Genomic DNA, 26,921 nt, shown 5'->3' on the forward strand with positions numbered 1-26,921 from the left:
TAGAAGTAAATAATTAATTCTCCCTGCAAATGCCCCATTTCAATACATATGCAGGCAGTTTGCACAAAATAGACAGCATGAATGCGCCTATGGAAATGTATTAGAAGTCCTTTTCTCTGAAGCTTTTGTGCTATATCATCAAACAGATTGTCTGAGCTTGCGAGTTATCTGTTTGATGATATGTCCAGCATAAAAGCTTCAGAGAATTAGGACTTCTTATACATTGTAATCGAAGCCTTCATGCTGTCTATTTTGTGCAAACTGCCGTCCCCTTGTGAAAACCAGCCCTTTTGCCAGTCAAAAATCATCGTCATATCCATACTTCCGTCCAATCCGTTTAGCTTATGCCCATGCCTACAGGATAATCCTAACAAAAGTAAAGGTCAGAAACCCCACCGCCGCCGTTAACAGGCATAGCTGCAAAATAAATTTCTTTGTCAGTACCTCAGACAGAATAATAAGATTTTTAAAGTCTAGCATAGGCCCCATCACCATAAAGGAAAGTATAGCCGGAAATGCAAACTGCCCATAAAAGCTTCTCCCGATAAAGGCATTGGAAGTGGAGCAGGTGGACATAAAAACAGCTGCCACAAGCATAATAAAAAACTGTATCAAAACATTTCCGCTGATAAACATCTTGATTGTCTGGGGTAAAAAGGTCAGGCAGACCGAGGACACAAAGGCCCCGATAATCACATATTTGAACACCCGAAAAAATTCCATCTGTGCTCCCTTGATCACCGCTGCCACTTTTCCAGTCCTGCTATTCTCATAGACCATATCAACGCTCATTTGGCCTAGTCCCGCATCGGAACGTATCACATCTTTCGTTTTGACTCTTAAGAGCATCAGGATGAATCCCACTCCAATACCGATGATGACACCGGAAAGGATTCTTGCAAGGATAGCTGTTCTGTTTTCAGGAAAAGCATAATATACGGACAGGATTACCACCGGATTGACCGCTGCGGAAGCCAGCCAGAAGGTGATTACCTGGGGCAGGGGCAGATTCTTCTTTAACAATCCGGAAACAAGCGGTGCCAGCCCGCAGTCGCATACCGGAAAGAAAAAACCTGCCAGACTGGCTGCCGCAAAGGATTTCCAGCTGTTTTTGGACAACTGCCTGATGAGAAAGCTCATAGGTACAATCAGCTGCAGGATGGAAGACAGAAATGCCCCCAAAAGGATAAAGGGTATCGCCTGTATCAAAATACTTAAAAAGGACACGGAAATCTTCTTGATATAATCATAAAAGGCCGATAGATAAGCCGTTGGCAAAAAGCACAGTAATAACAGCACAAGCATCAGCAAGACCATGCCCGGCGTCACCATTTTCTTCCTGTCCTCAAAGGGAGTAAAGATGCCAAGGAACCGTCTATCCTCTGCCGGACTGTCCAGAAATACCGTCTTTGTCACAGGATTTATTTTCTTTACCTTATTTATTATGTCCTTTTTATCCGCTTTTTTCAGTTCCTGATAACGGTTCACCGCCACATAATCACTATTTTCCATCTGGGGCCTTAAGAGTCCGGCCATATTACAGTAATAGCTGTTAAAAGTACCGGCCTCACTGACAAACACGATATTTCTTATACGGCATTCTCCCGTAAGCTTTGTATTAAGAAGGTTCTGGATATTCCAGGTTCCGTTATACTCTATCAATATGTAGTCCAGATTCCGTCTTTCACTGATAAAGTTGATATAATCCCCGGTGATGATATCCTCCTCTTCCACGGGAATAAGATTAATCTTATATTGCTCCAGAAAGTCCTCCCCGTATTCCTCTTCTCCCTCTTCGCACAGGAGCAAGGCCTTCCCTTCATAATCTGCTGTTATTCCGCTTTCTATCATTTGTTTTATAAAGGTCGTCTTTCCGCTTTCTAAAAAACCTGTAACCACATCAATATCAACTGCCATAAATACTCCTGTTTTCAGATTTCAAATAGTTTCTTTAATTTATTCTTATCAAGCAGGCTTCCAATAATACAGATTCTTCCGGTATAATCCGGTACCCATTCTCTGACGGTAATTTCACCAGGGACATAGTCGAATTGCAGCCATTGGTGGTTTTCACTTTCCAGAATCCCCTTCCCGCGAAGTATCTGCATATCCGAATTATCCAGCTTATAAAGTATATCCTCCAGTTTTCCCCTGCCAAATATCTTGGCAGTCTCTATACCCCACACTGAAAAAACTTCCTCCGCACTATGTCCTTCCTTTTGGCTGCCAATGCGGATACCCGACACCTTCTGGTTACTTATTCTGAAAGCAGGCTTTTCCCTTTTAATGAATTCTTCCATACTGCTCTTGCATTTCTCCTCTGCGGTATGGAGGATAGCTTTGCCGTCAAGGCTGTCCCAGCTTGTTGTAATAATCGCCGCTTCACTGTTATACTGCCTGATACCTTCTATTATGGCATCCAGTTTTTCTCTGTCCATACCGGCTGTCCGGCTTAATATAATTGTTTTAGCGTTTTTTAGCTGATCCTTATAAAACTCGGCAAAATTTTTCAGATACATTTTATATTTCCCGGCATCGATAACGGTAATGCACAGGTTCAAGGACACCAGTCCCTCCCGAAGAAAAGGGGTACAGCCCTTTATCACATCGGACAGCTTGCTTACCCCCGAGGGCTCAATCAATACCCTGTCAGGCTTATAAAGCTTTAATACCTCTCTTAACCCCTGGGTAAAGTCCCCTGCGATACTGCAGCAGATACAGCCGGCGTTTAACTCGGTAATCTGAAGGTCATAATCCTTCATAATTCTCCCGTCAATGCCCACCGTACCAAATTCATTCTCAATTAATGCTATCTTTTCCCCTGTGAAGGCTTCTTCCAACAGCTTTTTTATAAGCGTTGTCTTACCGGCTCCTAAAAAACCGGAAAATATATCTATCTTTACTGGCATATGTACTCCTTTAATTACAGCATTTGCAAATGCAACACATTTGCTTTTAATATACAGCTATTCTATTACTCTGTCAATGAATTAATGCCATTTATTATGCTTGACATTTCATGGCAGATTAAAGAAGCGCAATTTCTTATATTCTCAAGAACATTTGAAAAAATCTGAACTTATACCTTCTACTATATATATGATAAATTCAACTGGGCCTTCTGTTAGATATTATCTCCCCCATTAATAATTCTTGAATAAAAAATGCTACCAACTATCAAATCAGCTGGTAGCACTTTATACTGTTCTACTAAAAACTCATCCACCAAAAGGGAAATCTTCCGTCAAATTCATTTCTGCGGTCGAATTCTTCTCTTCTTTCAAATTCATGCCTTCTGTCAAAATCCATTCTTCTATCGAATTCTTCGTGCATTTCTCTTCTGTCGAAATCTCTTCCACCGAAGCCTCTCCCATCAAAACCTCTTCCGTCAAATCCCATTCTAGGGTCAACTTGTGAATATTCCATATATTTAATCCTTATTTCCATTATTTCGTAATTTAGTATATGCAAAATTGTAACATCTTGACACCTACAATCAACTATCAATATTAAGTTTTCAATATTCTCATCCTCCCACAGCTGGTCCGTGCTGACAGAAAACCTAGTATTTATGCGTATCTTGTAATTAATAATTGTGCTTGACATTTCATGACAGGTAAACTATGATTTTACTTAGGAATTCGAAGAACTCGTATTGATAAAAGGGAGAGGTGCATTGTGAATAACAATATACTAAAATCCGCCGATTTAAAACAGACGAAAAAAAGAAATCTGATTCTTTCCGTGTTGGAAGCTGCTCCGACCGCTCTTACGGTGGAGGAGATTGCAGAGATAGCTTCCAAGGAAATGAAGATGAATTTATCAACCATATACCGTGCTTTAAATGCCCTGGCCGATAAAAATGTTGTGATAAAGACTTTGTATCAGGACGGGAAGACCTATTTTGAAATCAATAACCATAAGCATAGGCATTCCCTTATCTGTTCCATGTGTAATAAGAAGGTAAATCTTGATGTCTGCCCTCTGGAGCCTATAGAAGAAAATCTGGCACAGAAAACCGGATATACCATTACCGGCCATAACCTGGAGATATATGGAATATGCCCGGAATGCATGAAGCATATGCCATCGGAAGATAATGATAACTAACAAAAAGCCCTCATTTCAAAGCAGCGAAATGAGGGTCCTTTTTTTGACGTAATGTTTGACAGGCAATTTCACCGGGATTATAATGAAAAAATGTGTAATAATCTAAAAAGGAGTATTAATAATGTCATTTCACACTATTTTGTATCATGAAATCAGGGAGGCTGCTGTATTTGACCCTTCCCATCCTTCTCCCATTAATGTGAAGCAGGATTATAAAGATGTTCTTCCCTCACCCTTATTTATTACTTTAGAAGCCTTTCAGGAGCAGATGAAATATCTGAAGGAGCTGGGCTGCCATACTCTGACCTTAAAAGAAGTCCGGGATTTTTATTATGAGGATAAGAGTCTGCCGGATAAAAGTATACTCCTTACCTTTGACGACTGTTATCAGGCCTTAAAGCACTATGCTTACCCTATCTTAAAGGAATACGGCTTCCATGCCGTGGCATTTGCAGTCACAGGCTGGCTAAACTCTGAGCCTCAGGCATTTCAGCCGGATAAGTCAATATGCCTGACGAAGGAGGAGTTGATTGCTATGGAGGATGTATTTGAATATGCCAACCATACCCATCATTTCCATACCAGAACCGATGGTAAGACAGGCCGTATCATGACAGAACCGGAGGAAGCCTTTGCCGCCGATCTTGCTGTCTGCAACAGCCACTCCTTCCTTTCAGCCAAGGATACCTTTGCTTATCCATTTGGTCTATTCGAAGAAAGGAATGTTGAGCTTCTTCGCAGGGAACACTTTAAACTGGCCTTTACCTGCATAAGCGGAAGCAATGAAAAGGATACCGATCCCCTGCTGCTTAGAAGGAATGTCATTCCTTACACTGCGGATATGGGCACCTTCAAAGCTCTTGCAGGTATTGCCTGAGCTTATTGCAAGTTTAATTTTTGACTCGGTTACCATAAGTTAATGAAATGTTTAAGATTAAGCTGAGAATAACTTATTACATCCGAATCAAATTATATCAATTTCTATTAACAAGACAGATATCAAAACAGAAAGAGGTCACAATGAAAAAAAGAACAAAGCAAACCTTCATACTGGTATTAATACTCTCCCTGCTGCTGTTAACTGCCTGCCAAAGTGCAAAGAATGAGTCTGCAAAGGATAACACTTTAAAGGACCTTACCTTTGGCATATTGCCGGCAGAGTCCGCTATTCCTATTATTTTGGCAAAAGAAAAGGGATTTTTCAAAGAAGAAGGCTTAAATGTGACTATCCAGTCCTTTTCTTCTCCCAACGACCGTAATGTAGCAGTACAGGCAGGGAAACTGGACGGTGTCATCGGAGATGTCATGACGGAGGCTGCCTTTTATGAAAATGGATTAAAGCTTAAGATTACTTCCGATATCAATGAGGATTTTAAAATACTCTCTTCCCCGGATTCCGGTATCACGGATATGAAAGGACTTGCTGGCAAGAAAGTCAGCCTGGTCCCTAATTTTATTCTGGAATACATTATGGACAAGTTTGCAGCGGAGAATGACTTTACCTATAAGATAGTTGAGATTCCGTCCTTCTCCGGCCGTTCAGAGGCCTTGATCTCCAACCAGATTGACGGTGTTGTATTTACGGAGCCCCAGGCCGGCATGCTGGTATCCCAGGGTGCCCATTTGCTCGGAAGCTCCAGAGAGGCAGGAATAAAGGGCGGCGCCCTTCTCTTTACCGAAGCTGCCCTTTCAGACAAATCCGACAGCATCAAAGCCTTCTACCGGGCTTACAATAAAGCGGTAGAATATATGAATACTACCAAGGTTTCCGAATTTGTATCCATTCTGACAGATTATCAGTTCCCCGAGGCAATCGGCACCTATCTCAGCAATCTGAAAAAAGCCTATGAACCGGCCGGAACCATCGATAAGTCCCAGTTTGATGATATTATCAAATGGACCAAAGATAAGGGACAGATAACAAAGGATTATACCTATGAGGAATTGACAGATTTCTCTTTTCTTCCTCAATGATTTCCTGTATTAGACCAGGGCACCAGGGCTTCCTCCAGGATATCCAAAAGGATGAACAGGAGGATTCCTAACAGGCCCAGAGCCAGAATTCCACAGAACATCTCCTGATAATTCATTTTTGTCCAGGCACTTAGAATAAAGTAGCCAATTCCATATTCAGTAGCATAATTTTCTGCAAAGAACAGAGAGGCTAAAGAAATACCAAGGCTGATACGGAGGCTTGAAAATATATATGGCAGAATGGCAGGCATTATCAGATAACGGAGCTTTTCAAAGGTCGTTGCCTGGTAGCTTGCCATGGCTTTATAATAAATCTTTGGTATCTGGTCTGCCCCGTCTCTAATTGCAAGAATAATCTGAAACACAATAATCCAGATAACAAGCAGTATCTTCGAAAGGTTCCCCAGCCCAAACAGCAGCATAAATACCGGCAGAAACGCTACCTTTGGAATCGGATAGACAAAATATACAAAGGGTGAAAACACCTTCCTTAAACGCCTGGAAGTACTTAAGGCAATGCCTGCCGGAATTCCTATAAGCAGGGAAAGTAACACTGCCGCTCCCACCCTTGCCAGGCTGGCCAAGAGATGGTAACCCAATTTATCACCTATCTTTGGCAGGTATAAAAATGTCAGGTAAGGAGATGGAATTGTATGGCTTTTCACCGTGAGATATAAAACCTCCCATAACAGTAAAAAGCTAAGCAATCCCCATATGAAATCAACTATTCTACGCTTCCACTGCCTATGTCTCTTATTTTTCATCTCCTTTTCCATAAACACACTTCCTTTTATCGCTTCTTTCTATTAATTACCTTGTTTCACTTTCTTCCAACAGCTCTTTAAAATGGATACACTGCTCATAAAATTCAATGCTCTTCCTCTGCTCTTTTCTGAAATAGCAGGGATTCTCAAGCTCAGTCACTGTCCCGTCCCCATTCAATAAAAGGATTCTTTCCCCTAATATCAAAGCCTCCTCCATATCATGAGTAACAAAAAGAAGAGTTGCTTTCAGCTTTTGCTGCTGCTTTATAATAAGCTCCTGGATAGCTTCTTTCGTAATGGAATCCAGGGAGGAGGTAGGCTCGTCCATTAACAGCAAGTCCGGCTGTCCGATTAATCCTCTGGCAAGGGCTGCCCTCTGCCTTTCACCTCCGCTCAATTGATGGGGATACTTGTTTTGAAGTCCGCTTAGCCCAAGCTCTTCTAAAAGCTCTGCCACTCTCCTGTCTATCTCCTGCTTTTCCTTCTTACCGGACAGCTTTAAGGGCATGGAAGCTGCCTGATATACGGTCTGCCAGGGAAACAGCGCCAGCTCCTGGAACATGATTGCCGTTTCTTTTCTTGTGCCCTTTAACGGTGCAGAGAGAATTTCAATGCTTCCTTCTTTGGGGCTTAATAGTCCTGCGGCTAGGTTTAACAGGGTACTCTTACCGGTTCCGGATTTTCCAATAAGACTGTAGGACGCCCCTTTCTTTAACGCAAGATTTATATTCCATAATATCCTTTTCTCTTCATAGTCAAAGGATACATCCCGCATTCTGACCAGTATATCCTCTTCCCTGCCGGTCAAATAATCACTGTTCGTTTTTTCTTTCATACTTGCTCCCATTGCATACCGCAGACAGGTCTGCGGTACTGCCTTAAATAATGGAGTGTGAAAGCGCTTCCTTTCACACTTGCTCCCATTGCATACCGCAGATAATTCTGCGGTACTGCCTTAAATAATGGAGTGTGAAAGCGCCTTCCTTTCACACTTGCTCCCATTGCATACCGCAGACAGGTCTGCGGTACTGCCTTAAATAATGGATTGTGAAAGTTCTTTTCTTTCACATTTTACACAATTCCCTATAATAAACTCTTTTCAAACTTTTCTGACAGAAACATTTCATTATCTGTAACCCTTAACTGCCTTGTGAATACTATAAAAAAGACCTGAATAATTATAGCAGAAGAAAGGTTTACAAAATGCCCATGTTTTTTGTATTTATGTTAAAAATACTGCATATTGCGGTATTAAATATCATCTTAAGCTTTGATAATATCAGTGTTATTGCATTTGTTGCAGGAAATTTAAACGAACACAACAGAAAAAAGGCTTATTTGTCGGGCTTTACCCTATCCCTTGTGTTCTCTATCCTGTTTACTTCCATTATCAGTATCCTTATGGAAATCAAATGGCTTCCCATCCAGCCCTTAGGAGGTTTCCTGCTGATGAAAATAACCTATGATATGTTAAAGGCCAATACCGCCGAATCGGAACAAAAGGATGGGGAATATAAGGTGAGCTACAATATGAAGCTTTCAACAGCCATTATAAAGCTTACCTTTATCAGTCTCTCCTTAAGCTTTGATAACATACTCTCCATTGCAGGTGCTGCAGATGGAAATATTAAGATTATTTCTCTTGGTCTTCTCCTTAGTTTACCTGTTCTTTTAATCAGCTGCCGCTTTTTTATGAACCTGATGAAACGGTTTATTATAATCCTCTATCTATGCGGAGCTGTATTAGTCCATACCTCTCTGGAAATGATTTTCTCCTATCCGCCGCTTTTCTCTCTTCTTCCGGCCCATCTTCACACCATATTTTCTATGACAGCTTCTATTTCTCTTTTGGCTTACGGAATGCATAAAGTTAAAAAAAATAAAAACAGAGCGATAGAAGATATCGCATAAAAATAGAAGAATCCCGGAAATACTAATATGGCAGCTTGCAAAGATTGGGTTTTAAACCCTACTGTTTAGAATATTTGAGTGGAATATTAAAATATTCAGCTTCAATATTCAGAAAAGAGGTTACGATGGATAGAAATTTTGCCGACGGTCCTGAAATTCCTTTAGGTCTTGGAATAGCTCTGGCACAGAACCTGAATGCCATGAATTACTTTGCTTCTCTCGATGATACCAGTAAGCAGCAGGTTATCGACGGAACTCACAGTGTGCGTTCCAAATCAGAAATGAAGCAATATGTATCCAATCTGGCAGAAGATAATAGTTTTCGTTAGGATGCCCCTATCAGTTGAAACTCTTCTTAAATTGGGATATACTTTTAAAGGATATCCCAATTTGCTGTAATTAGGCCCTTTTTAATACCAACTGATAGCCCTTTTCCAGAAAATAAAAAACATTTTTCAACTACATATTCAGGAATAACAAATCAAAGCTTTGCTATTCACGAAAGGAGTTAATATGCAAGAAGTATCCAATCTATATCCTGATGATAAAAATGAATTCTATACTCTTTTAAATTCCCAGTTAAAGGCCCTTCTTGACAATGAACCTGATGTCATACCCGGGCTTGCCAACGCTTCTGCCTTGCTGATGGGTGCCCTGCAGAACATTAACTGGGCAGGCTTTTACCTCATGAAAAGAGGCGAACTGCTGCTGGGTCCCTTTCAAGGTAAGACCGCATGCGTACATATTGCTGTTGGCAGAGGTGTCTGCGGCAGCGCCGTACAAAAGGATGAAGTCCAGCTGATACCTGACGTCCATGAATTTCCTGGACATATTGCCTGTGACAGTGCCTCCCGGTCTGAGCTTGTAATTCCGCTCCACCATAAGGGCAGCATTGCAGGGGTATTGGATATTGACAGCCCCCTGACCGGCCGCTTCGATCTGACAGACAAAGCAGGTCTTATGGAATTTGCCGCTATACTGGAAGAACTCCTTGACTGGAATACTATTTAAGCCTTACTACCTCTCCCTGCTTTTTATAAATGGAATCCGCAGGAACAAAGCCTCTTACCATGGACAGAGGATATACATGGGCTCCCTTGCCGATAACCGTACCCGGATTCAGCACACTGTTACAGCCTACTTCCACGTTATCTCCCAGCATGGCTCCCATTTTCTTCAGTCCCGTGGTAATTTTCTCTCCCTGATAATTTATTGTTACAGGGGTTTTATCAGATTTTACATTAGAGGTAATGGAACCGGCTCCCATATGCGCTTTGAAACCAAGGACAGAATCCCCTACATAATTGTAGTGGGGTACCTGTACCTTGTTGAACAGGACAACATTCTTAAGCTCTGTGGAATTGCCCACTACCGCTCCTTCTCCAACAATGGCACTTCCTCTGATAAAGGCGCAGTGCCTTATTTCTGCATCCTTCCCGATAATAGCCGGGCCTCCGATAAAGGCAGTGGGTGCTATCCTTGCAGATTTAGCGACCCATACATCTTCCCCTCTTTTTTCATATTCCTCTTTATCAAGCTCTTCCCCTAATTTACGGATAAAATCCCCGATACCGGACAGTACCTCCCAGGGGTATTCCGCTCCTTCGAAAAGCCTGGCAGCAATTGTCTGGCTCAGGTCATAATTATTTTTTATTTTCAGTTCTTCATACATATTAGTTTCCTCCTATATTTCTATTTTTCATTTCAGAATGAAGAAATAATCCCTGATTTTTTAACCAGTCCGGTTATTTTTTCTTATAAAAGGCAGATACATTATCAAAATACTGCTTTAAGCCATATTGATTATTAAGCCCTTTTACTCCGTTTGTCAAACGGCCTACAAAGCCCTCTAACTTGCCCATATACTCCTCCTCGGTAATCTCACCCTGGGCTACCATGGTAAGTCCCTTTTCCCAGCTGGCAGTAAGCTCTGCATTTAACATGGATTTTATGGAGGAGTTCACCACATCATATATCATTTCCCCCAGCAGGCTTGGGGTTATAATCTGGGTTTTCTTATTCAGTAATAAATAATCAATTTTTACAAGTTTATTTAAAATTTCAGCCCTGGTGGCACTGGTTCCAATTCCGCTGCCCTTAATCTGCGCCCTTAGCTCTTCATCTTCAATCAGCTGTCCCGCATTTTCCATGGCAAGAATCATGGAGCCGGAATTGTATCTCTTGGGAGGTGCCGTTTCCCCTTCCTTTATAGACATGGCCTTAACGGAAAGGAGCATTCCCTTCTTTAAGCTTTTCACCACTTCCATAAAGGCCCCGTCAAAGCTTTCCTCTTCTCCCTCTTCCTTCTCATTCTTATTGCCGCCTTCCGGGGCAACTTCCTTCCGTTTGTCAAAGGAATTGGTAATTACTTTCAGATATCCTTCCTCTAGGAGGATACGAAAGGAGGAAAAGAAGCTCTCGCTCTTTTGTTTGGTGGTCAGACTGATTTTCTGGTAAACCGCAGGGGGATAGAAGATACTTAAGAATCTTCTGGCAATGATTTCATATACCTTAACCCCGGTAGGAGAGAGAGAATTCAATGCCTGAAAGCCCTGTCCTGTGGGAATAATGGCATAATGGTCCGTTATCTGCTTATCGTTGACATACCTGGTCTTTGCAATATTCTGATAGCTTTTTTTCTCCATTATCTCTGCTGCGTAATCCCTGACAATGGAGAAATTCCTTAATCCACCGATATTCTTATAAATTTCCTTGGCAACTGCCGTTGACAGGACTCTGGCATCGGTTCTGGGATAGGTGACCAGCTTCTTTTCATACAGCTCCTGGGTAATCTTAAGGGTTTCATCGGGGCTGATTTTAAAGAGCCTGGAACAATCATTCTGAAGCTCGGCAAGATTAAACAGCAGGGGAGGGTTTTTATTCTCCTTCTTTTTCTCCATTGCTGTGATTTCTGCCAGAAGTTTATCTCCTTCTGCCATGGTATCGGTGTAGGTGGTCTTCCCGTTATCCTGCTTTTCTGAAAAAGCAGGCTCCCTGTCAATTAACTCTTCTATCAGCTTGATGGCGCTTTCTTTTTCACTGAAACCATTCTCCTTATATAATAAGGGGGAATTATAATATTTAGAACCCTCTACTGCCCTGAATTCTCCGTCAAAGGTCCTGCCGGAGGTCTCCAGTGTATTTAATACCCTGTAAAAGGGAGTTTTAACAAAATCCCTGATTTCCCGCTCTCTTCTGACTACCATTCCCAGGACACAGGTCATAACCCTGCCTACGGATATGGCAGACCGCTTCTCACCTTTCAAATAATTGGTAATGTTCTGCCCATACTTCAAGGTAAGTACTCTTGAAAAATTGATGCCCATCAGGTAATCTTCCTTTGCCCTCAGGTAGGCAGCGGCAGCCAGATTGTCATAAGACGTCAACAGCTTCGCTTCCCTGATACCCCGGAGGATTTCCTCCTCTGTCTGGGAATCAATCCAAACTCTTTTCTTTTCTTTATTTTCCGGTACTTTTGCCATCTGGTCCACAAGGCGGTATATGTATTCTCCCTCCCTTCCGGAGTCGGTACAGACATAGATACAGCTTACGTCCTCCCGGTTCAATAAGCCCTTTACCACTGAAAACTGTTTACTGACGGAGGGAATCACCTCATAGCGGTATTCTTTTGGCATAAAGGGAAGGGTTTCCAGACTCCAGCGTTTCAAAGCAGTATCATAGGTTTCAGGATAACTCATGGTTACAAGATGGCCCACACACCAGGTCACTAGGGAGTTGTCCGATTCCATGTAGCCATCCCGCTTTTTAAAGTCTTCTTTTAAGGCTTTGGCAAATTCCTGGGCCACGCTGGGTTTTTCTGATATATATAAATTCTTAGACATGCATAATCCAACTTTCTACCGGTTTCAAATAAAATTCATTTCTTTATCATAGCATATTTTCGGCCTGATGAAAAGAAGCTCTTCGGATTAAGTCACAGTAAACGGATGAAAACAGGTAGCGGAAAGGGACGAGGACAGGTACTGCCTTGCAGGACGAGGGAATGGTTTGGAGTTTGCTGTTCGAGAACCTTTATTCCACTAAAGCTGCAAGAAACGCAGCTGACAGTCAAAACAGCGCCAAACTCGCTACGCTCAGACAATGGCTCTGTTTTTCCTAGCTGTGTTTCTTGCAGCTTAAGTGTCATAAAGGACCTCTCAATGCAAACTCCAAACCATTCCCTCGTCCTGCAAGGCAGTACCTGTCCTCTGGGTATCCTTAATTTAGGATCATTATTTGCTTGTGGATTAAAGGCCCCCAATGCCGGAAATAAAAAGCTGTCCCAGCAGCATGAAATGCCCCTGAGACAGCTTTTTTATTTGTTTGCACTCATAACTTTTCTACCATATTTGATGAGCTTAAGGGAATCACTCCAGCGTCCCTCGCTGGAGGAATGCATGACAACGGATAGTACAGGTCCCGAATCCGTCTCGGCGGCAGATATGAGACATCTTCCGGCAAGTCCTGTTGTTCCGGTCTTTAAACCGATGACATGGGATTCATACCATACACTGTCCTTATTTATCAGCGCATTTGTATTCCACAAGGGTAATGTCCTTCCATTGACCATCTTTAAGGTAGTGGTTCTTTCCTTTGTGATTTGGGCGATGGTCTTGTTCTTAAGGGCATTCAGGCCGATCTGTGCCATATCATAGGCAGTTGAATACTGCCCGATCGCATCATAGCCGTCAGGAGATATAAAGCAGGAATTCTCTGCTCCTAGCTTCCTTGCCTTATCGTTCATAAGGCGGGTAAACTCCCTGATGGCGGACATCTCCTCCGCCTTACTGTCCTTAAGGGATTTCCTTCCCGTATAAACAGCCAGTACATAGGCAGCATCGTTACCGGAGGGCAGAAGCATTGCTTCCAGCAGATTATAAATCTTAAGCTTGTCTCCGGCTCTTAAACCTGCCCTGGAGGAATCATAAGGTATCATGCTTACCTCTTTGCCCACTTTTACAGTCTCGCTGGTCCTGTTCCAGTCAAGAACCACCAAAGCCGTTAAAAGCTTTGCCGTACTTGCCGGAAATATAGGCTCAAGGGCATTCTTATGATATAGAATTTCTCCCGTATCTGCGTCAACTAAAATAGCTGACTTTGCATCAAGGGAAATTTCCGGGTTGCTGATGGAAAGCGCCTCCTTTGCCTCCTGGCTGCATTTCATATCCGGGATATAGGACATATAATCCACAGTACTGCCGTCAGAAATTAGTGGCAGATTATCATCCGCCTTTGCATAAACCGCCTTTACTCCGTAAACATTATTGTTTATAAGCGGCACTGCATAAAAAAGATTATGAATGAAAACAGTTAAGCACAACAAGAATATTATAATATTTGGTGTTTTTTTCATTACAAGCTCCTGTTAATAGTGTAAACCCATTTTCTTCGGCCCAATATTAATATTCTCCAAAACCTCTCAGAATATGAATGGCTTATAATGAATCAGCCAAAAATTTTAACACTGTACTTTTTCCTTTATATTCGATATAATGTTCCTATTAACATGATAAAGGAGAAACTCATGGACGACTATCAGATATTCAGTGATTCATCCTGTGACACGCCAAAGGAATTGCTGGATTTACATAATATAACTCTGATACCTTACTATATAACCTTTGACCTGGAACACTATTATAAGGAAAATATAGAAATAAGCAACGAAGAATTTTACCTCCGGCTCTCTCAGGAAAAAATTTTCCCAAAGACTTCTCTTCCTTCCATCATGGATTATTTCCATGCCTTTGAAAAGGAAATTGTAAAAGGAAAGGATATTCTCTGCCTGTGTCTTACTCAAAAATTCAGCGGCTCCTATCAGGCTGCCGTAAATGCCAGAGAACTTCTGATAGAAAAATATCCGGATGCCAGAATATCCATCCTTGATTCCATTCAAGCTACTGCCGGTCAGGGAATCCTGCTCCTGCAGGCAGCTTATTTAAAAGAGGCCGGCTATTCTCTGGAGGAAAATGTAAAACGGCTGGATATAATTAAAAAAGAAGCCAGAATAATGTTTACCGTGGATACCCTGGAATACCTGGCAAAAGGCGGGCGAATCGGAAAGGTAGCCTCACTGGCCGGTACTATGCTTAATATAAAGCCTATGATTCAGCTGAAGGATGCCGAGCTTATTCCCTATTCCAATGTCAGAGGACGTAAAAAGTCTTTGGATAAAATCCTGTTTATGACGGAAGAATATTTTACCGATAACAATGTCCGTTATGACGATTATGATTTCTGCATGGCAAATGCCACTACCATGGATGATACAAGGGCTGTTCAGGCACAGCTTGAGAACCTCATCGGAAGGCCTGTTACCTATCCCGTATTTCAAATCGGCGTAACTATTGGTACATATACCGGTCCCGGTCCTGTAGGTGTCTGTTTTGTCAGAAAATTTGACAGATAGAATAGATAATTAAAAAAGGGTGTCATGCTTTCACTTCGCATTCTGCATGGTGAAAGCATGACACCCTTTATATTTGTACTGCCTATAGCTCACTGCTATTATATTACACTGCTTATCATATTCGACTCTGCTTATTATTTATAAAGGGGATATTTTTCTGTTAAAGTCTTTACAAGCTCCATAGCCTTCTGCTTATTCTTGTCCACATCTGCAATCAACAGGCTGATAGCTTCTGCAATAACCTCCATATCCTCTGCTTTCATGCCCCTTGTTGTAATGGCAGGAGTACCAAGACGGATACCGCTGGTAACAAAAGGTGATGCAGGATCATTGGGAATCGTATTCTTGTTACAGGTTATATTGGCCGCATCCAGCAGCTTTTCTGCTTCCTTGCCGGTGACGCCCTTATTCTGAAGATCGACCAGCATCAGGTGGTTGTCCGTTCCTCCCGATACGATCTGAAAGCCTCTCTCTGTAAGAGCCTTGGCAAGAGCCTGTGCATTCTCAATGATATTTGCTGCGTATACCTTAAAGGAAGGGTCCAGCGCCTCTTTAAAGCAGACAGCCTTTGCTGCTATTACATGCATTAAAGGGCCACCCTGGATTCCCGGGAATACGGCCTTGTTGAGCTTATGCTCCTCTGCAAATTCAGCACTTGACAATATCATGCCGCCTCTGGGACCTCTTAAAGTCTTATGAGTGGTGGTGGTAGTTACATGGGCATAGGGAATGGGACTTTCATGGTATCCTGCTGCGACCAGTCCTGCGATATGGGCCATGTCCACCATAAGATAAGCACCCACTGCATCTGCTATTTCACGGAAACGTTTAAAATCTATCTTTCTGGCATAGGCACTTGCACCTGCCACGATTAATTTCGGTTTTACACTGAGGGCGGTTTTTTCAAGCTCCTCATAATCAATAAAGCCTTCATCATTTACTCCGTAAGGTACGATATTAAAATAGCTGCCGGATATATTCACCGGGCTTCCGTGTGTCAGATGTCCGCCATGGGCAAGATTCATACCCATAACAGTATCACCGGGCTTAACCAGTGCAAAGAACACTGCCATATTGGCCTGGGCGCCGGAGTGGGGCTGAACATTGGCATAGGTACAGCCAAAAAGCTTCATGGCACGGTCCATAGCCAGATTTTCTGCGATGTCAACATACTCGCAGCCGCCGTAATATCTCTTGCCCGGATACCCTTCTGCATATTTATTCGTAAGCGGACTTCCCATAGCTGCCATTACTGCCTTGCTGACAAAATTCTCGGAAGCAATCAGCTCTATATGGTCTTCCTGCCTGCCAATTTCCTTCTGGATAGCCTGGGCAAGCTCCGCATCAAATCCCAAAACTTCATCAAATGAATACATTTTTCTACCTCCATTGGCCTTTTAGCAGTATTATAACACAGGAGCCCTTTTATTAAAAGTGATATTTCTCCCCCTTTGTAAATAAGCTGTACTTATAAAATCGAATATTTATACATCCTCTAAGCCTTTAACCCCATAAGCATCAGCTTTATTGCTTCCTCAAGCATCTCCTCACAGTATCCATGCTCCTCCATGTAATGCTCACGTCTTGGGATAATGCGCTGGGCAAAGCCTATAGTGGCATTTATCAATGTATCCGCTTCAAATTCAGGATTTTCCATCCTTCTTATGCTGCCATCTTCCATTCCCTCAAGAAACATCTGGTATATTCCCATATCCTTATCCTTATTAAACTGTATATACTCACTGGCCTCCTCCGACTCCGGGTAGCTGTCGGTAAAATACTGGTCAAATTCGTCCAAAAAACGTATTTCTTTCCTGCTGCTTACAAGCTTTTCCGCAAACAGCAGCATCCCATTTAAAAGCTTTTCATAGCCGCTTTTCAGGTCCTTCTGCTCCGTAAGCTTTTCTTCCGAATAGTCCTTTAAACTTGTGAGAACATCCTTTGCTATATAAAAGGCAATCAGCTCTTTTGCTGAAAAATGGCGGTAAAGGGTACTTCTTCCTATGCCCGCCCTTTGGGCGATATCCTTCATTTCCGTTTCACGAATCCCCTTTGACAGAAAAAGCTCTCTGGATACTTCCAGTATTTTTTTGTCCATTTCATCCAATACCCGCGGCATATTGTTCTCTCCATCCCTTATACTTTATCCCTGTACTTCTATGAATTATTTTCTTCATTATAGGTGTCCGCCTGACCATTTGTCAACCCAAGGTAAGAGCTCTGCCGCTCCTTTTTATGTGACGCAGCAATGTGGTAACTGACTTTTATCTTTAATAATTATTTCACACTCTGCACTGTGGTTAGCAGTTCCTGCTCGGAAATGGCTTTGGTGAACTGCACGGAATAAGAATACCCACCATCCTGCCAGATGGCAAGCACATATTTTCCGCCGCTTCCTTTAAAGGTAACGCTGTCACCATTTACCGTAAGGCTTTTTATACTCGAATACTCATTATAATCTCCGCTGACGTCCTCATCGTGAGCAGCCATTCTTAACACAGCTGTGTTGCTTTTACCCGTATATTGTACTTGTGCAAGCTCCTTCCAGTAGGCGGTATATTGCACCTGCTCCACTTCGAAGGGAATATTATTTATTTCTTTTACAGGAAATCCAATTGCTTCCGACATTTCCTCAATGGAACTATATTCGACAATATCCGGAATCGCCTGCTGGGGAGGTTCCTTTGGCAAATTAAGCACATTGCGGAGGATGACCGAACCAATCAGTAAAATCACAAGAGAGGCGGCTATAAAGAGGTATTTTCTATAATCAGGGAAGGAAGCACTCTTATTCTTATTCGGAGCTTTTTCCAAATCAAGCTTACTGATATTATTTAGGATTCTATCCCGCATTTCTGAGGTAACTTCAATGTTCTTCATAACCTTATCATACCTGTTCTCCAAAATCGTACACCTCCTTCAGCACATCCTTAAGCTTTAATCTGGCTCTTTGCAGTAACGAGCGGACGGTTGCTTCTTTTTTGGATAATAACGAAGCAATCTGAGCCGTTGAGTAACCCTCATGATAAAAAAGATGAACCACTTCCCTGTATTTTGACGGCAGCTGTTTCACCGCATCCCACACAAATGACAAATCCTCCGTTTCATTTGCCGCCAAAGTTTCACTAAGTTCATCGGTCTTTCGGATTTTGTTGTAGTTTAACTTATTTTTGCTGATATTAATCGCAACGCGCAGAAACCATGCTTTTCCATGATCAGTTGTTTCAAACTGCGGCTGTGTTTTGATAAATTGTATCAATGTGTCCTGCAGCACATCCTCCGCATCACTCATGTTATGAAGGTATGAGTAAGCAAGGCGCAGAACACTGTTTCCATAGGCTGCCATTAACCGCTCGGCCTGCTCATTTATTTGTGCCGAAGGCAAAGCCTCCTGCCCAGGTACTGCCTTTTTGCTGCTTTCCCCTTTGGCCGCAGAAAGCACTCTGTAAAATAAGAAATAGATAAATTCTTTCAGGAAGTCTGTAAATTCCCTCAGTCCGTTTGACAGCTTATAAACATCAACCATACATTCACCTCCCTGGAAAAATAATATGGCGATACCGATAGCAGTATCGCCAGCGTTCATCACCTGCCGTTATTTTTTTAGCGGATACCCTTTACCAAATCACTGATAACAGTGGTATCCAAGCCTGCAGCATCATATCCGGCTGAGATAGAATAAGCATATTCTCCATTCACCCAGGCAGCCACCTGTACTTTGCCGTCATTCCCTCTGGTGGATACCTGTAAGCTGCCCACGGTCATTGTATTGTTTTCCGAATATTTATTGTAGTCACCGCTGATATCCTCGCTGCCCTTTCCCTTGCGGATCAAAAGCTCCTTTTCACCATTTTCATAAAAGACCTGCACCAAGTCATCTTTTATAGCCTGGATAGAATTCTGTGCATAGCCTTTCGGCATTTTTTCAGGAAGGGCTAACGTGAAGCCGGCAATTTTTTTTGCCTCAGCAATGGTTTTGCAATCTTCAAAGGGGTTGGGAATTTGTACCTTCTCCTTCGTATCACCCTCTGCTTTCATACTGCTAATCATATCGCTGATTGCCGTATTGTCAAGACCTTCGTCTTCGGAATTTACAGAAACAGCAAAGGTATATTCCCCGTCAGTCCAGGCAGCCACCTTTATTTTGCCGTCATTCCCTCTGGTGGATACCTGCAGGCTGCCCACCGTCATTGTATTATTTTCAGAATATTTATTGTAGTCTCCGCTGATATCCTCTTTCCCTTTTGCCTTACGGATTAAAAGCTCCTTTTTACCATTTTCATAAATGACCTGTATCATGTCATTTTTAATAGCCTGGATGGACTTCTGTACATAGCCCTCCGGTATTTTTTCAGGAAGAGCTAAAGTGAAACCGGCAGTTTTTTCTGCCTCAGCAACAGTTTTGCAATCTTTAAAGGGGTTGGGGATTTGCTGGGAATCGCCTTCGGCAGCCTGGCCGCTGATTTGTTTTGGCGGATTGTTTGTACAGGCGGCAAAGGAAAGTGCCATAACAGCGCTGAGAGCAATCACAATAAGTTTTTTCATAATTAATGTTCCTTTCATTACGGGCTTGATTTAGTAACCATTTTTCTGGTTCTGTCCTGTATACAAATGAGAGGAGGAAAATGTTGCAAAAAATAAAAAGAAATCCTGCAAGTAATACTAATGATTTATTTTATACAGCAATCTGTCACCTTATCAGCCATCAGGTCCAATCTGATTAAAGTTTGCATTTTTAATTTTTGTGCTATAATGAAATAAGATTATCTAAAATATGCTTATCTTATAAAATAGATATCTTATGAAATAAGATCATCCCCATAATCGTTTTCATACTTAAGCAGAATCCAAACAGAAAGGACAAATATTATGGATTACGTTACATTGGGAAAAACAGGGATCACGGTAAACAAGAATGGCTTTGGCGCACTGCCCATCCAGCGAATTACAAAGGAAGAGTCCGCCCGCCTTCTAAGAAAAGCCTATGACAAAGGCATCCGTTTTTTTGATACTGCCCGCTTTTACACGGACAGCGAGGAGAAAATCGGCTGCGCCTTAAAGGATGTACGGGAAAATCTTTTTATTGCCTCAAAAACAATGAGTACAAAGGCAGAGGAGTTCTGGAGCCAATTACATACAAGTCTGAAAGAATTACAGACAGATTATCTGGACTTATATCAATTCCATAACCCCTCCTTCTGTCCAAAACCAGGAGATGGCACAGGGCTTTATGAGGCAATGTCAGAGGCTAAGGAAAAAGGGCTTATACGCCATATCGGCATTACCAACCACAGGCTGTCTGTTGCCAGGGAAGCCATTGAATCGGGGCTTTATGAGACCCTGCAGTTTCCTTTCAGTTATCTTTCCACGGAAAAGGAATTAGAACTGGTAAGACTGTGCAAGGAGCATGATATGGGCTTTATTGCTATGAAAGCCTTATCCGGTGGGTTAATAACCAACTCCGCGGCAGCCTATGCCTTTCTTGCCCAATTTGACAATGTCCTTCCTATCTGGGGAGTTCAAAAGGAAAAGGAGCTGGATGAATTCCTGTCCTATATTGACACTCCTCCCTTTCTTGATATGGACCTGATTGCTGTGATAGACAAAGACCGAAAGGAGCTTGGCGGCGAATTCTGCAGAGGCTGCGGCTACTGCCTGCCATGTCCAAAGGGAATTGATATCCCCACCTGCGCAAGAATGTCCCTGCTAATCAGAAGGGCACCTCTGTCCGTTTATTTAAACGAAGAGCACCAAAGTAAAATGGCCAGAATCAAGGAATGTATAAACTGCAACCATTGCAGCAGCCACTGTCCTTACGGCCTTAATACTCCCTCTCTTTTATCTGCCAATCTTACGGATTATGAGACCTTTTTAGCTATATAAGCTGAATTGCCCTTTTATCAGGCTTTTTTTAGCCATATAAACTGAATTTCTCCTTTATAGCTAAATGGATATACACAGATGATCAAGGAGGTTGTTTTGGAGTTGCGTCTCAAGAGGTTCCTTATGACACTTAAGTGGCAGGAAACGTGACTAGGTAAACCAGTGCCACTGTTTGAGCTTGATAACTAACACAGCCAAATTTGTCACAGCGAGTTTGGCGCTGGTTTGCCTGCCAGTCACGTTTCCTGCCGCTTTAGTGGAATAAGGGTTCTCGCATAACAAAACTCCAAAACAACCTCCTTGGTCATCGTCCGTTTCCATAAACTTCTTTCCTGTGTTTACCGTGCAAATTATATGGCATCCTATTGACTTCTTTTCCTTTTAATGATATATTCAAAGTACAGCAGGACACGTGTCCCGCATACATAGTTTCATTTAACTATCATTAGGTAAAGGAGAATACTTATGGATGTTGAAAAGCTATTATCTGAAATGACTTTGGAGGAAAAAGCATCTTTGTGCTCAGGAGCCGACTTCTGGCATACAAAGAGCATTGAGAGGCTTGGAATACCAAATGTTATGGTATCAGACGGCCCTCACGGACTTCGAAAACAAGCCGAGGAAGCCGACCACCTGGGTCTTTCTGAGAGTGTGGAGGCAGTCTGCTTCCCCGCTGCTTCCGCCCTGGCTTGTTCCTTTGACACGGAGCTTATAAATACCATTGGAGAGGCCTTGGGTGACGAATGCCAGGCTGAGTCCGTATCCACCTTATTGGGGCCGGGAGTTAACATGAAGCGCTCTCCCCTTTGCGGCCGTAATTTTGAATATTATTCCGAGGATCCTTATCTGGCCGGCAAATTAGCAGCTTCCCTTGTAAGAGGCATACAAAGCAAGGGCATCGGCACCAGCCTGAAGCATTTTGCCGTTAACAACCAGGAATACCGCAGAATGAGCATCAATGCCGTGGCAGACGAAAGGACCCTAAGGGAAATTTATCTTGCCGCCTTTGAAACCGTCGTGAAAGAAGCCAAACCCACTACTCTTATGTGCTCCTATAATCGTATTAACGGCGTTTACTCCTGTGAAAATGACTGGCTGCTTAACAAAGTCCTCCGGGATGAATGGGGCTTTGACGGCCTGGTTATGACAGACTGGGGTGCCATGAATGACAGAGTGGAGGCAGTAAAGGCAGGCCTCGATCTGGAAATGCCGGGCTGCAAAGGAATCCGCGACAAAGAAATAGTAGAAGCCGTTCAAAGCGGCAAACTCTCAGAAGAAGTAGTAAACACTGCTGCCAGACGTGTACTGAAGCTTGTGAAGCATTACTATGACAATAAAAAAGAAAATGCCACCTATGATAAAGAGGCCCATCATGCATTGGCAAGAAAAGCTGCCGGTGAAAGTGCCGTATTGTTAAAGAATGATTCCATCCTTCCCTTAAAGTCCGGGACGAAAGCCGCCTTTATCGGAAAATTTGCCAAGGTGCCCCGTTACCAGGGCGGCGGCTCCAGCCATATTAACAGCTTTAAGATAACCAATGCACTGGAGGCCGTGAAAGATATCGCAGAAGTAACCTATGCACAGGGCTATGATACCAAAGAGGATAAAGTAGAGGAAGCGCTGTTAAAAGAAGCGCTGAAGGCTGCCGCAGAAGCAGAGGTAGCAGTTATTTTCGCAGGCCTTCCCGATTCCTTTGAAAGCGAAGGCTACGACAGAACCCATATGGAGCTGCCTGCGTGCCAGAATCATCTTATTCAGGAAATTACAAAGGTTCAGAAAAATGTTGTTGTTATCCTTCATAACGGTTCACCGGTCAGAATGCCCTGGCTTAAGGATGTAAAGGGCCTCCTTACGGTTTCCATGGGAGGCCAGGCAGTTGGCGGTGCAACCATTGACCTGCTGTACGGCAGGGTTAACCCAAGCGGAAAGCTTGCTGAGACCTATCCTCTTTCCTTAAAACACAATCCTTCCTATTTAAATTTCCCCGGAACGGAAAAGGAAGTCGTATATGGCGAAGGCGTTTTCATAGGTTACCGTTACTATGATACCAAGGATTTAGAGGTTCTCTATCCTTTCGGCTATGGATTAAGCTATACCCAATTCGAATACAGTGACCTTAAAGTAACCCCCGATGCCGGCTTAAAGGATACGGATACGGTTACTGTGACCCTTAAGGTCAAAAACACCGGAAAAACCGCCGGTAAGGAAACCGTACAGCTGTATATCCATGACAAAGAAGCTTATGTACAGCGCCCGGAAAAAGAATTAAAGGGCTTTGCCAAGGTAGAGCTTGCTCCCGGGGAAGAAAAGGAAGTATCCTTTACTCTGGATAATCGCTCCTTTGCTTATTACAGTGAGCTGTTAGGTGACTGGTATGTTGAGACCGGCGATTTTACCATAATGATTGGCAAGTCTTCCCGTGATATTGTTCTTACAAAGGACATTTTCATCATAGGAACGAAAACCTTACCCTTCATAGCAGACTGCACCACCACAGTAGGCGATATCCTGAAGTATGTTAAGAATGCCGATGAATTAATAAGTCAATATGGCGGTAATCTAATGCCCTCTCTTCCTATAGATGATTCCGAGGGCCTGGGTGAAGGAACCGCCGAAATGATGCGCCAGATGATGGACGGCATCCCCTTGCATTCTATCCTTTCCTTCGGTGCCGACTTTCACTCAAAGGATATACAGAATATAATAGATATGCTGAATAACCAGGCAAAATAAGATTATTTCCTACTTATTAGCCCTGTTAATCAGAAGAAAAAAGAAGGAATAGCTGTAGTCACGAAGACAACAGCTATTCCTTTTATTTTTGATACTTCTACATTTCGCAGGTATCTATCTCCATAAACGTCTCTCAAAAAATATCTTTACTTTGTATGGTCCTTAATCCATGAGGCAATATCATCTGTAACCTGCTCTCTGTTAAGCTCATTTAACAGCTCGTGCCTGGCCTCGGGATAAAGCTTCAGGGTTATATCATTCACACCTGTCTTTTTATATATTTGATATAGATTTTTTACCCCCTTGCCGCATCTGCCTACCGGGTCCCTGTCACCGGAGATGATAAGCACGGGTAAATCCTTCGGTACTTTCTTTCTGTTCTTTTTCTTCTCAATAACCATGAGCCCTATTATGAAATCATGATAGAAACCGCTGGTAAATACCGTCCCGCAATAAGGATCTTTTATGTATTTATCCACTTCTTCTTCATCCCTGCTAAGCCAGTCAAAGTCCGTACGGTTCGGACTGAACAGTTTATTGAACCCTCCAAAAAGAAGGTTGTTCATCTTCTCACTCTTTGTCCGTCTGCCGGTTTTTCCAGCCTCCCTAGCCGCTATCAGTCTTCCCGCCTTTAACATAATGCCCTGATTCCCATTGGAACCCATTAATATCAAGCCGCTTAGTTCCTTTCCATACTCCATGGCGTACCGTTGCGAGGCAAAGGAGCCCATGCTATGCCCCAGTAAAAACAACGGCAGAGACGGATACTTCTTACGGATAATAACCGTCAGGTGGTGCATATCCTTTACCAGCCACATGAAACCATCCTTATCGGCCAGATAACCCACATTATCAAGATTTTCTGCTGTCTTGCCGTGTCCCCTGTGGTCATGGATATACACATGATACCCCAGCCCTGCCAGAAAAGCCGCAAATCTTTCGTATCGTTCCGAAGTTTCTGCCATTCCATGGGCAATCTGAACAATCCCCTTAACCTGCACCCCGGGGTCCGGGCTTATTACATATCCATGAATCTTAATCCCATCCATTGCTTGAAAAGTAAAATTTTCTCTTAAAATACTAATACCTCCTCCCAGTATTCCTAAGTTACATTTACTTCTACCCTATATTTCTATTTTCAACTATAGAAAACATTATGTCAATCATAAAGTGTGAAATAAATTACGGAAAACGGTTTAAACTAATAGTAAAATAAAAAGTCTGTTTATAACATACATCCAAAGGAAAGAGAGGTGGTAGGATAATGAAATACTTCGAATATAATCTTTGGGCGGCTACCAGCAGTGAAGCAGACAGTACCCGGGAGACAGCCTTAAAAGCCTGGAAAGAAAGAGCCAGGCTGTATTCAGAAGAATATCAGAAAACCAGAGAACATCTTTCAAAAACTTTTGTCAAAGTATATGAGAATAATTTTGGTTTTCGAGGCTGCTATTTATCGGACCTCCTCCTGTCAGGCAATACCAGAATAGAGAACGTCGGCTCCTATATAAAAGGCATCACCACCTGTAAAATCCTGCTATCTGATCTTGTTGACAGCTGGCAGATTACCTACTCCGATATTGAATTTATCAATTATCAACCGGCCAGTGAAAATGACCTATGGGCAGCGCCAAACAGATATAGGATACTGGAATTCAGTGAGCTGCTTGTTCTCGATATTGATAACAATAAGCTTTCACATGAGTTTCTGCTATCGAACGGTTCCACCCTCCTGCTGCACTTTACCAGGGTTTCCGTCAAGAAAATCAACAAGCCATAGGCCAGGAACACCGTCGGATATCAAATACCGGTTTAAATTGAAATAGCTGTTTGCCCTGTCCAAAACAGCAGAGTCCGCAGTAACTACACATTCCTGATTTTTAAGAATCCCATCCACTCCATTTATGCAGTAAGCCTCTATGGGAAAGGAGTATTTTGCAAGCTCCTCCTGTATCAGTATTTTGAGCCTGCCGGAATTGGAAACCGGCGCATCCAGATAGAAAATAACTTTACCCGCTTTTTCCTTTTCAAGAAAACTTCCTATCTTATTGACTGCCTCTATCGTTTTATCTATCGGATGATAGGTTCCCCGAAGTCCGGCCAGGTCCCTTAAGCATCCGTCTTTGCACAATATGACAGGTGAGCCGGATAATGCAACCTCCAGGGTGATAATCGTATTAAACCCGTCAACATGCAGGGTCCTTCCCTCACAGCCATCTGCCAGCTCCCTGGCTTTTCGGTTTCTGATTGCTTCATCCGAGGCTGCCCAGCGTATCAGCGCAATCCGCTGTCTTTTGGAAAGTCTGTAATGGTCACAGACAAAGGTAGCTGCCCCTTCTATACGGTAGCCTTGATTCAACAGGTAGCAGATATCACTTCCTGCTCTGGAAAGCGTAACAAGAGCCTCTTTTCCAAAATCCTTCTCATCCTCTGGCGTATATCCTCTTTTTGTCTGCTTCATCACAAGTGATTTCCTTTCCAATCATACTTTGCGTTTGATATAATGCTGTCAATGCTTGAATAAAGTATGGCATTTTCAGGTACAAAAATGCTGACAGTACATCATACAAACATCACCACATTTTATAGTACAATTAATCTCAGCACCCTTATTGCCATGTTAGCTACATTCAAAAGGCATACCAAAATTTAACGCTGTTTTCCAGATTGTATTGTTATTAAGTGTTTAAAAAAATATAGCCTTCTGCTTATCTCGATACTGTTAAACTTCAAAATTGTACTTTTATAGCTATAACAAATAAGCACTAAAATTATACATTTTTGTAAAAATATGTTTACATTTTATTAGAATTATAGTAATATAAATTACTAGTACAATGTTTTTGAATTAACCACCAAAACTATACTCTGATCTCATCCATCTTGTATTTCCACCGTGGAACAACCGGTGCAGCGTTGACTTCATCCATATACTGATAGATGCGATCTACCAGTTCCTGTTTGGTTTGAACTCTTATGCCACGCAGGCATACACGAGCAAATTTACCAAAGAACGCTTCTATCATATTGAGCCAAGAGCCGTGTTTTGGTGTAAATACAAATAGGAACCTTCCGGGCCTTGTTGCAAGATACTCCCTGGTTTTCTTGGATGTATGGACTGTATGATTGTCCAGTAC

At 42.5% G+C, this 26,921-nt stretch carries 28 protein-coding genes; 10 read left to right on the plus strand and 18 right to left on the minus strand.

What is annotated here, in order from left to right:
• Positions 1–354: 354 nt before the first annotated feature.
• From BUB77_RS19325 to BUB77_RS29540, 3 genes are all read right to left on the minus strand, one after another.
• Entirely contained in the window at positions 355–1,917 is a 1,563-nt protein-coding gene (locus BUB77_RS19325) for a permease (RefSeq protein WP_073278483.1), read from the minus strand.
• A gap of 14 nt (positions 1,918–1,931) precedes the next feature.
• Positions 1,932–2,909, minus strand: coding sequence for a GTP-binding protein (locus BUB77_RS19330; RefSeq protein WP_073278484.1), 978 nt, complete (start codon positions 2,907–2,909; stop codon positions 1,932–1,934).
• Positions 2,910–3,210: 301 nt separating this feature from the next.
• Positions 3,211–3,426 (minus strand): hypothetical protein, encoded by a 216-nt coding sequence (locus tag BUB77_RS29540; RefSeq protein ID WP_139241247.1) that lies wholly within the window; start codon positions 3,424–3,426, stop codon positions 3,211–3,213.
• Positions 3,427–3,678: 252 nt separating this feature from the next.
• Here BUB77_RS29540 and BUB77_RS19335 point away from each other — a divergent pair, with 252 nt between their 5' ends.
• The 3 genes from BUB77_RS19335 to BUB77_RS19345 all read left to right on the plus strand — a co-directional run bounded on the left by BUB77_RS19335 (position 3,679) and on the right by BUB77_RS19345 (position 6,084).
• Positions 3,679–4,110 carry a Fur family transcriptional regulator gene (locus BUB77_RS19335; RefSeq protein WP_073278485.1) on the plus strand — a complete coding sequence of 144 codons (432 nt, stop codon included), beginning with the start codon at positions 3,679–3,681 and terminating at the stop codon, positions 4,108–4,110.
• Positions 4,111–4,231: 121 nt separating this feature from the next.
• Positions 4,232–4,987, plus strand: a complete 756-nt coding sequence (locus BUB77_RS19340; RefSeq protein WP_073278486.1) for a polysaccharide deacetylase family protein — start codon at positions 4,232–4,234, stop codon at positions 4,985–4,987.
• Positions 4,988–5,130: 143 nt separating this feature from the next.
• Positions 5,131–6,084, plus strand: a complete 954-nt coding sequence (locus BUB77_RS19345) for an ABC transporter substrate-binding protein (RefSeq protein WP_073278487.1) — start codon at positions 5,131–5,133, stop codon at positions 6,082–6,084.
• Here BUB77_RS19345 and BUB77_RS19350 read toward each other — a convergent pair.
• Genes BUB77_RS19350 through BUB77_RS19360 form a run of 3 tightly spaced genes read right to left on the minus strand, consistent with a single transcriptional unit; the run spans position 6,078 to position 7,916 of the window.
• Complete coding sequence (locus BUB77_RS19350) at positions 6,078–6,860, minus strand: ABC transporter permease (RefSeq protein ID WP_242962551.1); 783 nt, start codon at positions 6,858–6,860, stop codon at positions 6,078–6,080. The two genes, BUB77_RS19345 and BUB77_RS19350, sit on opposite strands and share 7 nt — an antisense overlap.
• 34 nt (positions 6,861–6,894) lie before the next feature.
• Positions 6,895–7,683, minus strand: a complete 789-nt coding sequence (locus tag BUB77_RS19355; protein ID WP_084124479.1) for an ABC transporter ATP-binding protein — start codon at positions 7,681–7,683, stop codon at positions 6,895–6,897.
• Positions 7,680–7,916 carry a hypothetical protein gene (locus BUB77_RS19360; RefSeq protein ID WP_073278488.1) on the minus strand — a complete coding sequence of 79 codons (237 nt, stop codon included), beginning with the start codon at positions 7,914–7,916 and terminating at the stop codon, positions 7,680–7,682. The genes BUB77_RS19355 and BUB77_RS19360 overlap by 4 nt, the downstream gene beginning before the upstream one ends.
• Before the next feature lie 135 nt (positions 7,917–8,051).
• On the opposite strand from BUB77_RS19360, the gene BUB77_RS19365 reads away from it, so the two are divergent.
• From BUB77_RS19365 to BUB77_RS19375, 3 genes are all read left to right on the plus strand, one after another.
• Positions 8,052–8,759: a TerC family protein gene (locus BUB77_RS19365; RefSeq protein ID WP_073278489.1), complete on the plus strand. Its 708-nt coding sequence runs from the start codon at positions 8,052–8,054 to the stop codon at positions 8,757–8,759.
• A 125-nt stretch (positions 8,760–8,884) separates the two neighbouring features.
• Positions 8,885–9,088: a hypothetical protein gene (locus BUB77_RS19370; RefSeq protein WP_073278490.1), complete on the plus strand. Its 204-nt coding sequence runs from the start codon at positions 8,885–8,887 to the stop codon at positions 9,086–9,088.
• 184 nt (positions 9,089–9,272) lie between these two features.
• Positions 9,273–9,770 carry a GAF domain-containing protein gene (locus BUB77_RS19375; RefSeq protein ID WP_073278491.1) on the plus strand — a complete coding sequence of 166 codons (498 nt, stop codon included), beginning with the start codon at positions 9,273–9,275 and terminating at the stop codon, positions 9,768–9,770.
• On the opposite strand, the gene BUB77_RS19380 is transcribed toward BUB77_RS19375, so the two are convergent.
• The 3 genes from BUB77_RS19380 to BUB77_RS19390 form a co-directional block, all read right to left on the minus strand.
• Positions 9,763–10,431 carry an acyltransferase gene (locus BUB77_RS19380; RefSeq protein ID WP_073278492.1) on the minus strand — a complete coding sequence of 223 codons (669 nt, stop codon included), beginning with the start codon at positions 10,429–10,431 and terminating at the stop codon, positions 9,763–9,765. The two genes, BUB77_RS19375 and BUB77_RS19380, sit on opposite strands and share 8 nt — an antisense overlap.
• Before the next feature lie 73 nt (positions 10,432–10,504).
• Positions 10,505–12,601 carry a DNA topoisomerase gene (locus tag BUB77_RS19385; protein WP_073278493.1) on the minus strand — a complete coding sequence of 699 codons (2,097 nt, stop codon included), beginning with the start codon at positions 12,599–12,601 and terminating at the stop codon, positions 10,505–10,507.
• A gap of 473 nt (positions 12,602–13,074) precedes the next feature.
• The gene (locus BUB77_RS19390) at positions 13,075–14,112 is read right to left on the minus strand and encodes a D-alanyl-D-alanine carboxypeptidase family protein (RefSeq protein ID WP_073278494.1); all 1,038 of its coding nucleotides are present in this window, start codon (positions 14,110–14,112) and stop codon (positions 13,075–13,077) included.
• A 171-nt stretch (positions 14,113–14,283) separates the two neighbouring features.
• Between BUB77_RS19390 and BUB77_RS19395 the strand changes: the two genes are divergently transcribed.
• Entirely contained in the window at positions 14,284–15,168 is an 885-nt protein-coding gene (locus BUB77_RS19395) for a DegV family protein (RefSeq protein WP_073278495.1), read from the plus strand.
• A gap of 134 nt (positions 15,169–15,302) precedes the next feature.
• Here the strand turns inward: BUB77_RS19395 and glyA are convergent, their stop codons facing one another.
• From glyA to BUB77_RS19420, 5 genes are all read right to left on the minus strand, one after another.
• Positions 15,303–16,544: a serine hydroxymethyltransferase gene (gene glyA, locus BUB77_RS19400; RefSeq protein ID WP_073278496.1), complete on the minus strand. Its 1,242-nt coding sequence runs from the start codon at positions 16,542–16,544 to the stop codon at positions 15,303–15,305.
• A gap of 119 nt (positions 16,545–16,663) precedes the next feature.
• Positions 16,664–17,287, minus strand: coding sequence for a TetR/AcrR family transcriptional regulator (locus BUB77_RS19405; protein WP_073278497.1), 624 nt, complete (start codon positions 17,285–17,287; stop codon positions 16,664–16,666).
• A 158-nt stretch (positions 17,288–17,445) separates the two neighbouring features.
• Positions 17,446–18,072, minus strand: coding sequence for a hypothetical protein (locus BUB77_RS19410; RefSeq protein WP_073278498.1), 627 nt, complete (start codon positions 18,070–18,072; stop codon positions 17,446–17,448).
• Complete coding sequence (locus BUB77_RS19415) at positions 18,056–18,694, minus strand: RNA polymerase sigma factor (RefSeq protein ID WP_207650852.1); 639 nt, start codon at positions 18,692–18,694, stop codon at positions 18,056–18,058. The genes BUB77_RS19410 and BUB77_RS19415 overlap by 17 nt, the downstream gene beginning before the upstream one ends.
• Before the next feature lie 77 nt (positions 18,695–18,771).
• Entirely contained in the window at positions 18,772–19,713 is a 942-nt protein-coding gene (locus tag BUB77_RS19420; protein WP_073278499.1) for a hypothetical protein, read from the minus strand.
• A gap of 324 nt (positions 19,714–20,037) precedes the next feature.
• Here BUB77_RS19420 and BUB77_RS19425 point away from each other — a divergent pair, with 324 nt between their 5' ends.
• Positions 20,038–21,051: an aldo/keto reductase gene (locus BUB77_RS19425; protein ID WP_073278500.1), complete on the plus strand. Its 1,014-nt coding sequence runs from the start codon at positions 20,038–20,040 to the stop codon at positions 21,049–21,051.
• Between the two features lie 150 nt (positions 21,052–21,201).
• Here BUB77_RS19425 and BUB77_RS30010 read toward each other — a convergent pair whose 3' ends face one another.
• Positions 21,202–21,372, minus strand: coding sequence for a hypothetical protein (locus BUB77_RS30010; RefSeq protein ID WP_170866695.1), 171 nt, complete (start codon positions 21,370–21,372; stop codon positions 21,202–21,204).
• Between the two features lie 144 nt (positions 21,373–21,516).
• On the opposite strand from BUB77_RS30010, the gene BUB77_RS19430 reads away from it, so the two are divergent.
• Complete coding sequence (locus BUB77_RS19430; protein ID WP_073278501.1) at positions 21,517–23,784, plus strand: glycoside hydrolase family 3 C-terminal domain-containing protein; 2,268 nt, start codon at positions 21,517–21,519, stop codon at positions 23,782–23,784.
• Positions 23,785–23,930: 146 nt separating this feature from the next.
• Here the strand turns inward: BUB77_RS19430 and BUB77_RS19435 are convergent, their stop codons facing one another.
• Positions 23,931–24,833: an alpha/beta hydrolase gene (locus BUB77_RS19435; protein ID WP_073278502.1), complete on the minus strand. Its 903-nt coding sequence runs from the start codon at positions 24,831–24,833 to the stop codon at positions 23,931–23,933.
• A 215-nt stretch (positions 24,834–25,048) separates the two neighbouring features.
• Between BUB77_RS19435 and BUB77_RS19440 the strand changes: the two genes are divergently transcribed.
• Positions 25,049–25,564 carry a hypothetical protein gene (locus BUB77_RS19440; protein WP_073278503.1) on the plus strand — a complete coding sequence of 172 codons (516 nt, stop codon included), beginning with the start codon at positions 25,049–25,051 and terminating at the stop codon, positions 25,562–25,564.
• On the opposite strand, the gene BUB77_RS19445 is transcribed toward BUB77_RS19440, so the two are convergent.
• Together BUB77_RS19445 and BUB77_RS19450 are read right to left on the minus strand one after the other, a co-directional pair.
• Positions 25,496–26,245, minus strand: coding sequence for a DUF434 domain-containing protein (locus tag BUB77_RS19445; RefSeq protein ID WP_242962552.1), 750 nt, complete (start codon positions 26,243–26,245; stop codon positions 25,496–25,498). The two genes, BUB77_RS19440 and BUB77_RS19445, sit on opposite strands and share 69 nt — an antisense overlap.
• A gap of 400 nt (positions 26,246–26,645) precedes the next feature.
• Positions 26,646–26,921 (minus strand): transposase (locus BUB77_RS19450; protein WP_170866696.1); only part of this gene is annotated, 276 nt, incomplete at its 5' end.

Source organism: Anaerocolumna jejuensis DSM 15929 (assembly GCF_900142215.1).
GTDB lineage: Bacteria > Bacillota > Clostridia > Lachnospirales > Lachnospiraceae > Anaerocolumna > Anaerocolumna jejuensis.

Coding starts and splice junctions, on each gene's coding strand:
- BUB77_RS30010 (WP_170866695.1), bottom strand. CDS start 21,372: ATGGAAACGGACGATGACCAAGGAGGTTGTTTTGGAGTTTTGTTATGC.
- BUB77_RS19445 (WP_242962552.1), bottom strand. CDS start 26,245: ATGAAGCAGACAAAAAGAGGATATACGCCAGAGGATGAGAAGGATTTT.
- BUB77_RS19370 (WP_073278490.1), top strand. CDS start 8,885: ATGGATAGAAATTTTGCCGACGGTCCTGAAATTCCTTTAGGTCTTGGA.
- BUB77_RS19365 (WP_073278489.1), top strand. CDS start 8,052: ATGCCCATGTTTTTTGTATTTATGTTAAAAATACTGCATATTGCGGTA.
- BUB77_RS19345 (WP_073278487.1), top strand. CDS start 5,131: ATGAAAAAAAGAACAAAGCAAACCTTCATACTGGTATTAATACTCTCC.
- BUB77_RS19435 (WP_073278502.1), bottom strand. CDS start 24,833: ATGGATGGGATTAAGATTCATGGATATGTAATAAGCCCGGACCCCGGG.
- BUB77_RS19440 (WP_073278503.1), top strand. CDS start 25,049: ATGAAATACTTCGAATATAATCTTTGGGCGGCTACCAGCAGTGAAGCA.
- BUB77_RS19420 (WP_073278499.1), bottom strand. CDS start 19,713: ATGAAAAAACTTATTGTGATTGCTCTCAGCGCTGTTATGGCACTTTCC.
- BUB77_RS19385 (WP_073278493.1), bottom strand. CDS start 12,601: ATGTCTAAGAATTTATATATATCAGAAAAACCCAGCGTGGCCCAGGAA.
- glyA (WP_073278496.1), bottom strand. CDS start 16,544: ATGTATTCATTTGATGAAGTTTTGGGATTTGATGCGGAGCTTGCCCAG.
- BUB77_RS19330 (WP_073278484.1), bottom strand. CDS start 2,909: ATGCCAGTAAAGATAGATATATTTTCCGGTTTTTTAGGAGCCGGTAAG.
- BUB77_RS19380 (WP_073278492.1), bottom strand. CDS start 10,431: ATGTATGAAGAACTGAAAATAAAAAATAATTATGACCTGAGCCAGACA.
- BUB77_RS29540 (WP_139241247.1), bottom strand. CDS start 3,426: ATGGAATATTCACAAGTTGACCCTAGAATGGGATTTGACGGAAGAGGT.
- BUB77_RS19325 (WP_073278483.1), bottom strand. CDS start 1,917: ATGGCAGTTGATATTGATGTGGTTACAGGTTTTTTAGAAAGCGGAAAG.
- BUB77_RS19395 (WP_073278495.1), top strand. CDS start 14,284: ATGGACGACTATCAGATATTCAGTGATTCATCCTGTGACACGCCAAAG.
- BUB77_RS19430 (WP_073278501.1), top strand. CDS start 21,517: ATGGATGTTGAAAAGCTATTATCTGAAATGACTTTGGAGGAAAAAGCA.
- BUB77_RS19415 (WP_207650852.1), bottom strand. CDS start 18,694: ATGGTTGATGTTTATAAGCTGTCAAACGGACTGAGGGAATTTACAGAC.
- BUB77_RS19375 (WP_073278491.1), top strand. CDS start 9,273: ATGCAAGAAGTATCCAATCTATATCCTGATGATAAAAATGAATTCTAT.
- BUB77_RS19340 (WP_073278486.1), top strand. CDS start 4,232: ATGTCATTTCACACTATTTTGTATCATGAAATCAGGGAGGCTGCTGTA.
- BUB77_RS19425 (WP_073278500.1), top strand. CDS start 20,038: ATGGATTACGTTACATTGGGAAAAACAGGGATCACGGTAAACAAGAAT.
- BUB77_RS19350 (WP_242962551.1), bottom strand. CDS start 6,860: ATGGAAAAGGAGATGAAAAATAAGAGACATAGGCAGTGGAAGCGTAGA.
- BUB77_RS19355 (WP_084124479.1), bottom strand. CDS start 7,683: ATGAAAGAAAAAACGAACAGTGATTATTTGACCGGCAGGGAAGAGGAT.
- BUB77_RS19405 (WP_073278497.1), bottom strand. CDS start 17,287: ATGCCGCGGGTATTGGATGAAATGGACAAAAAAATACTGGAAGTATCC.
- BUB77_RS19390 (WP_073278494.1), bottom strand. CDS start 14,112: ATGAAAAAAACACCAAATATTATAATATTCTTGTTGTGCTTAACTGTT.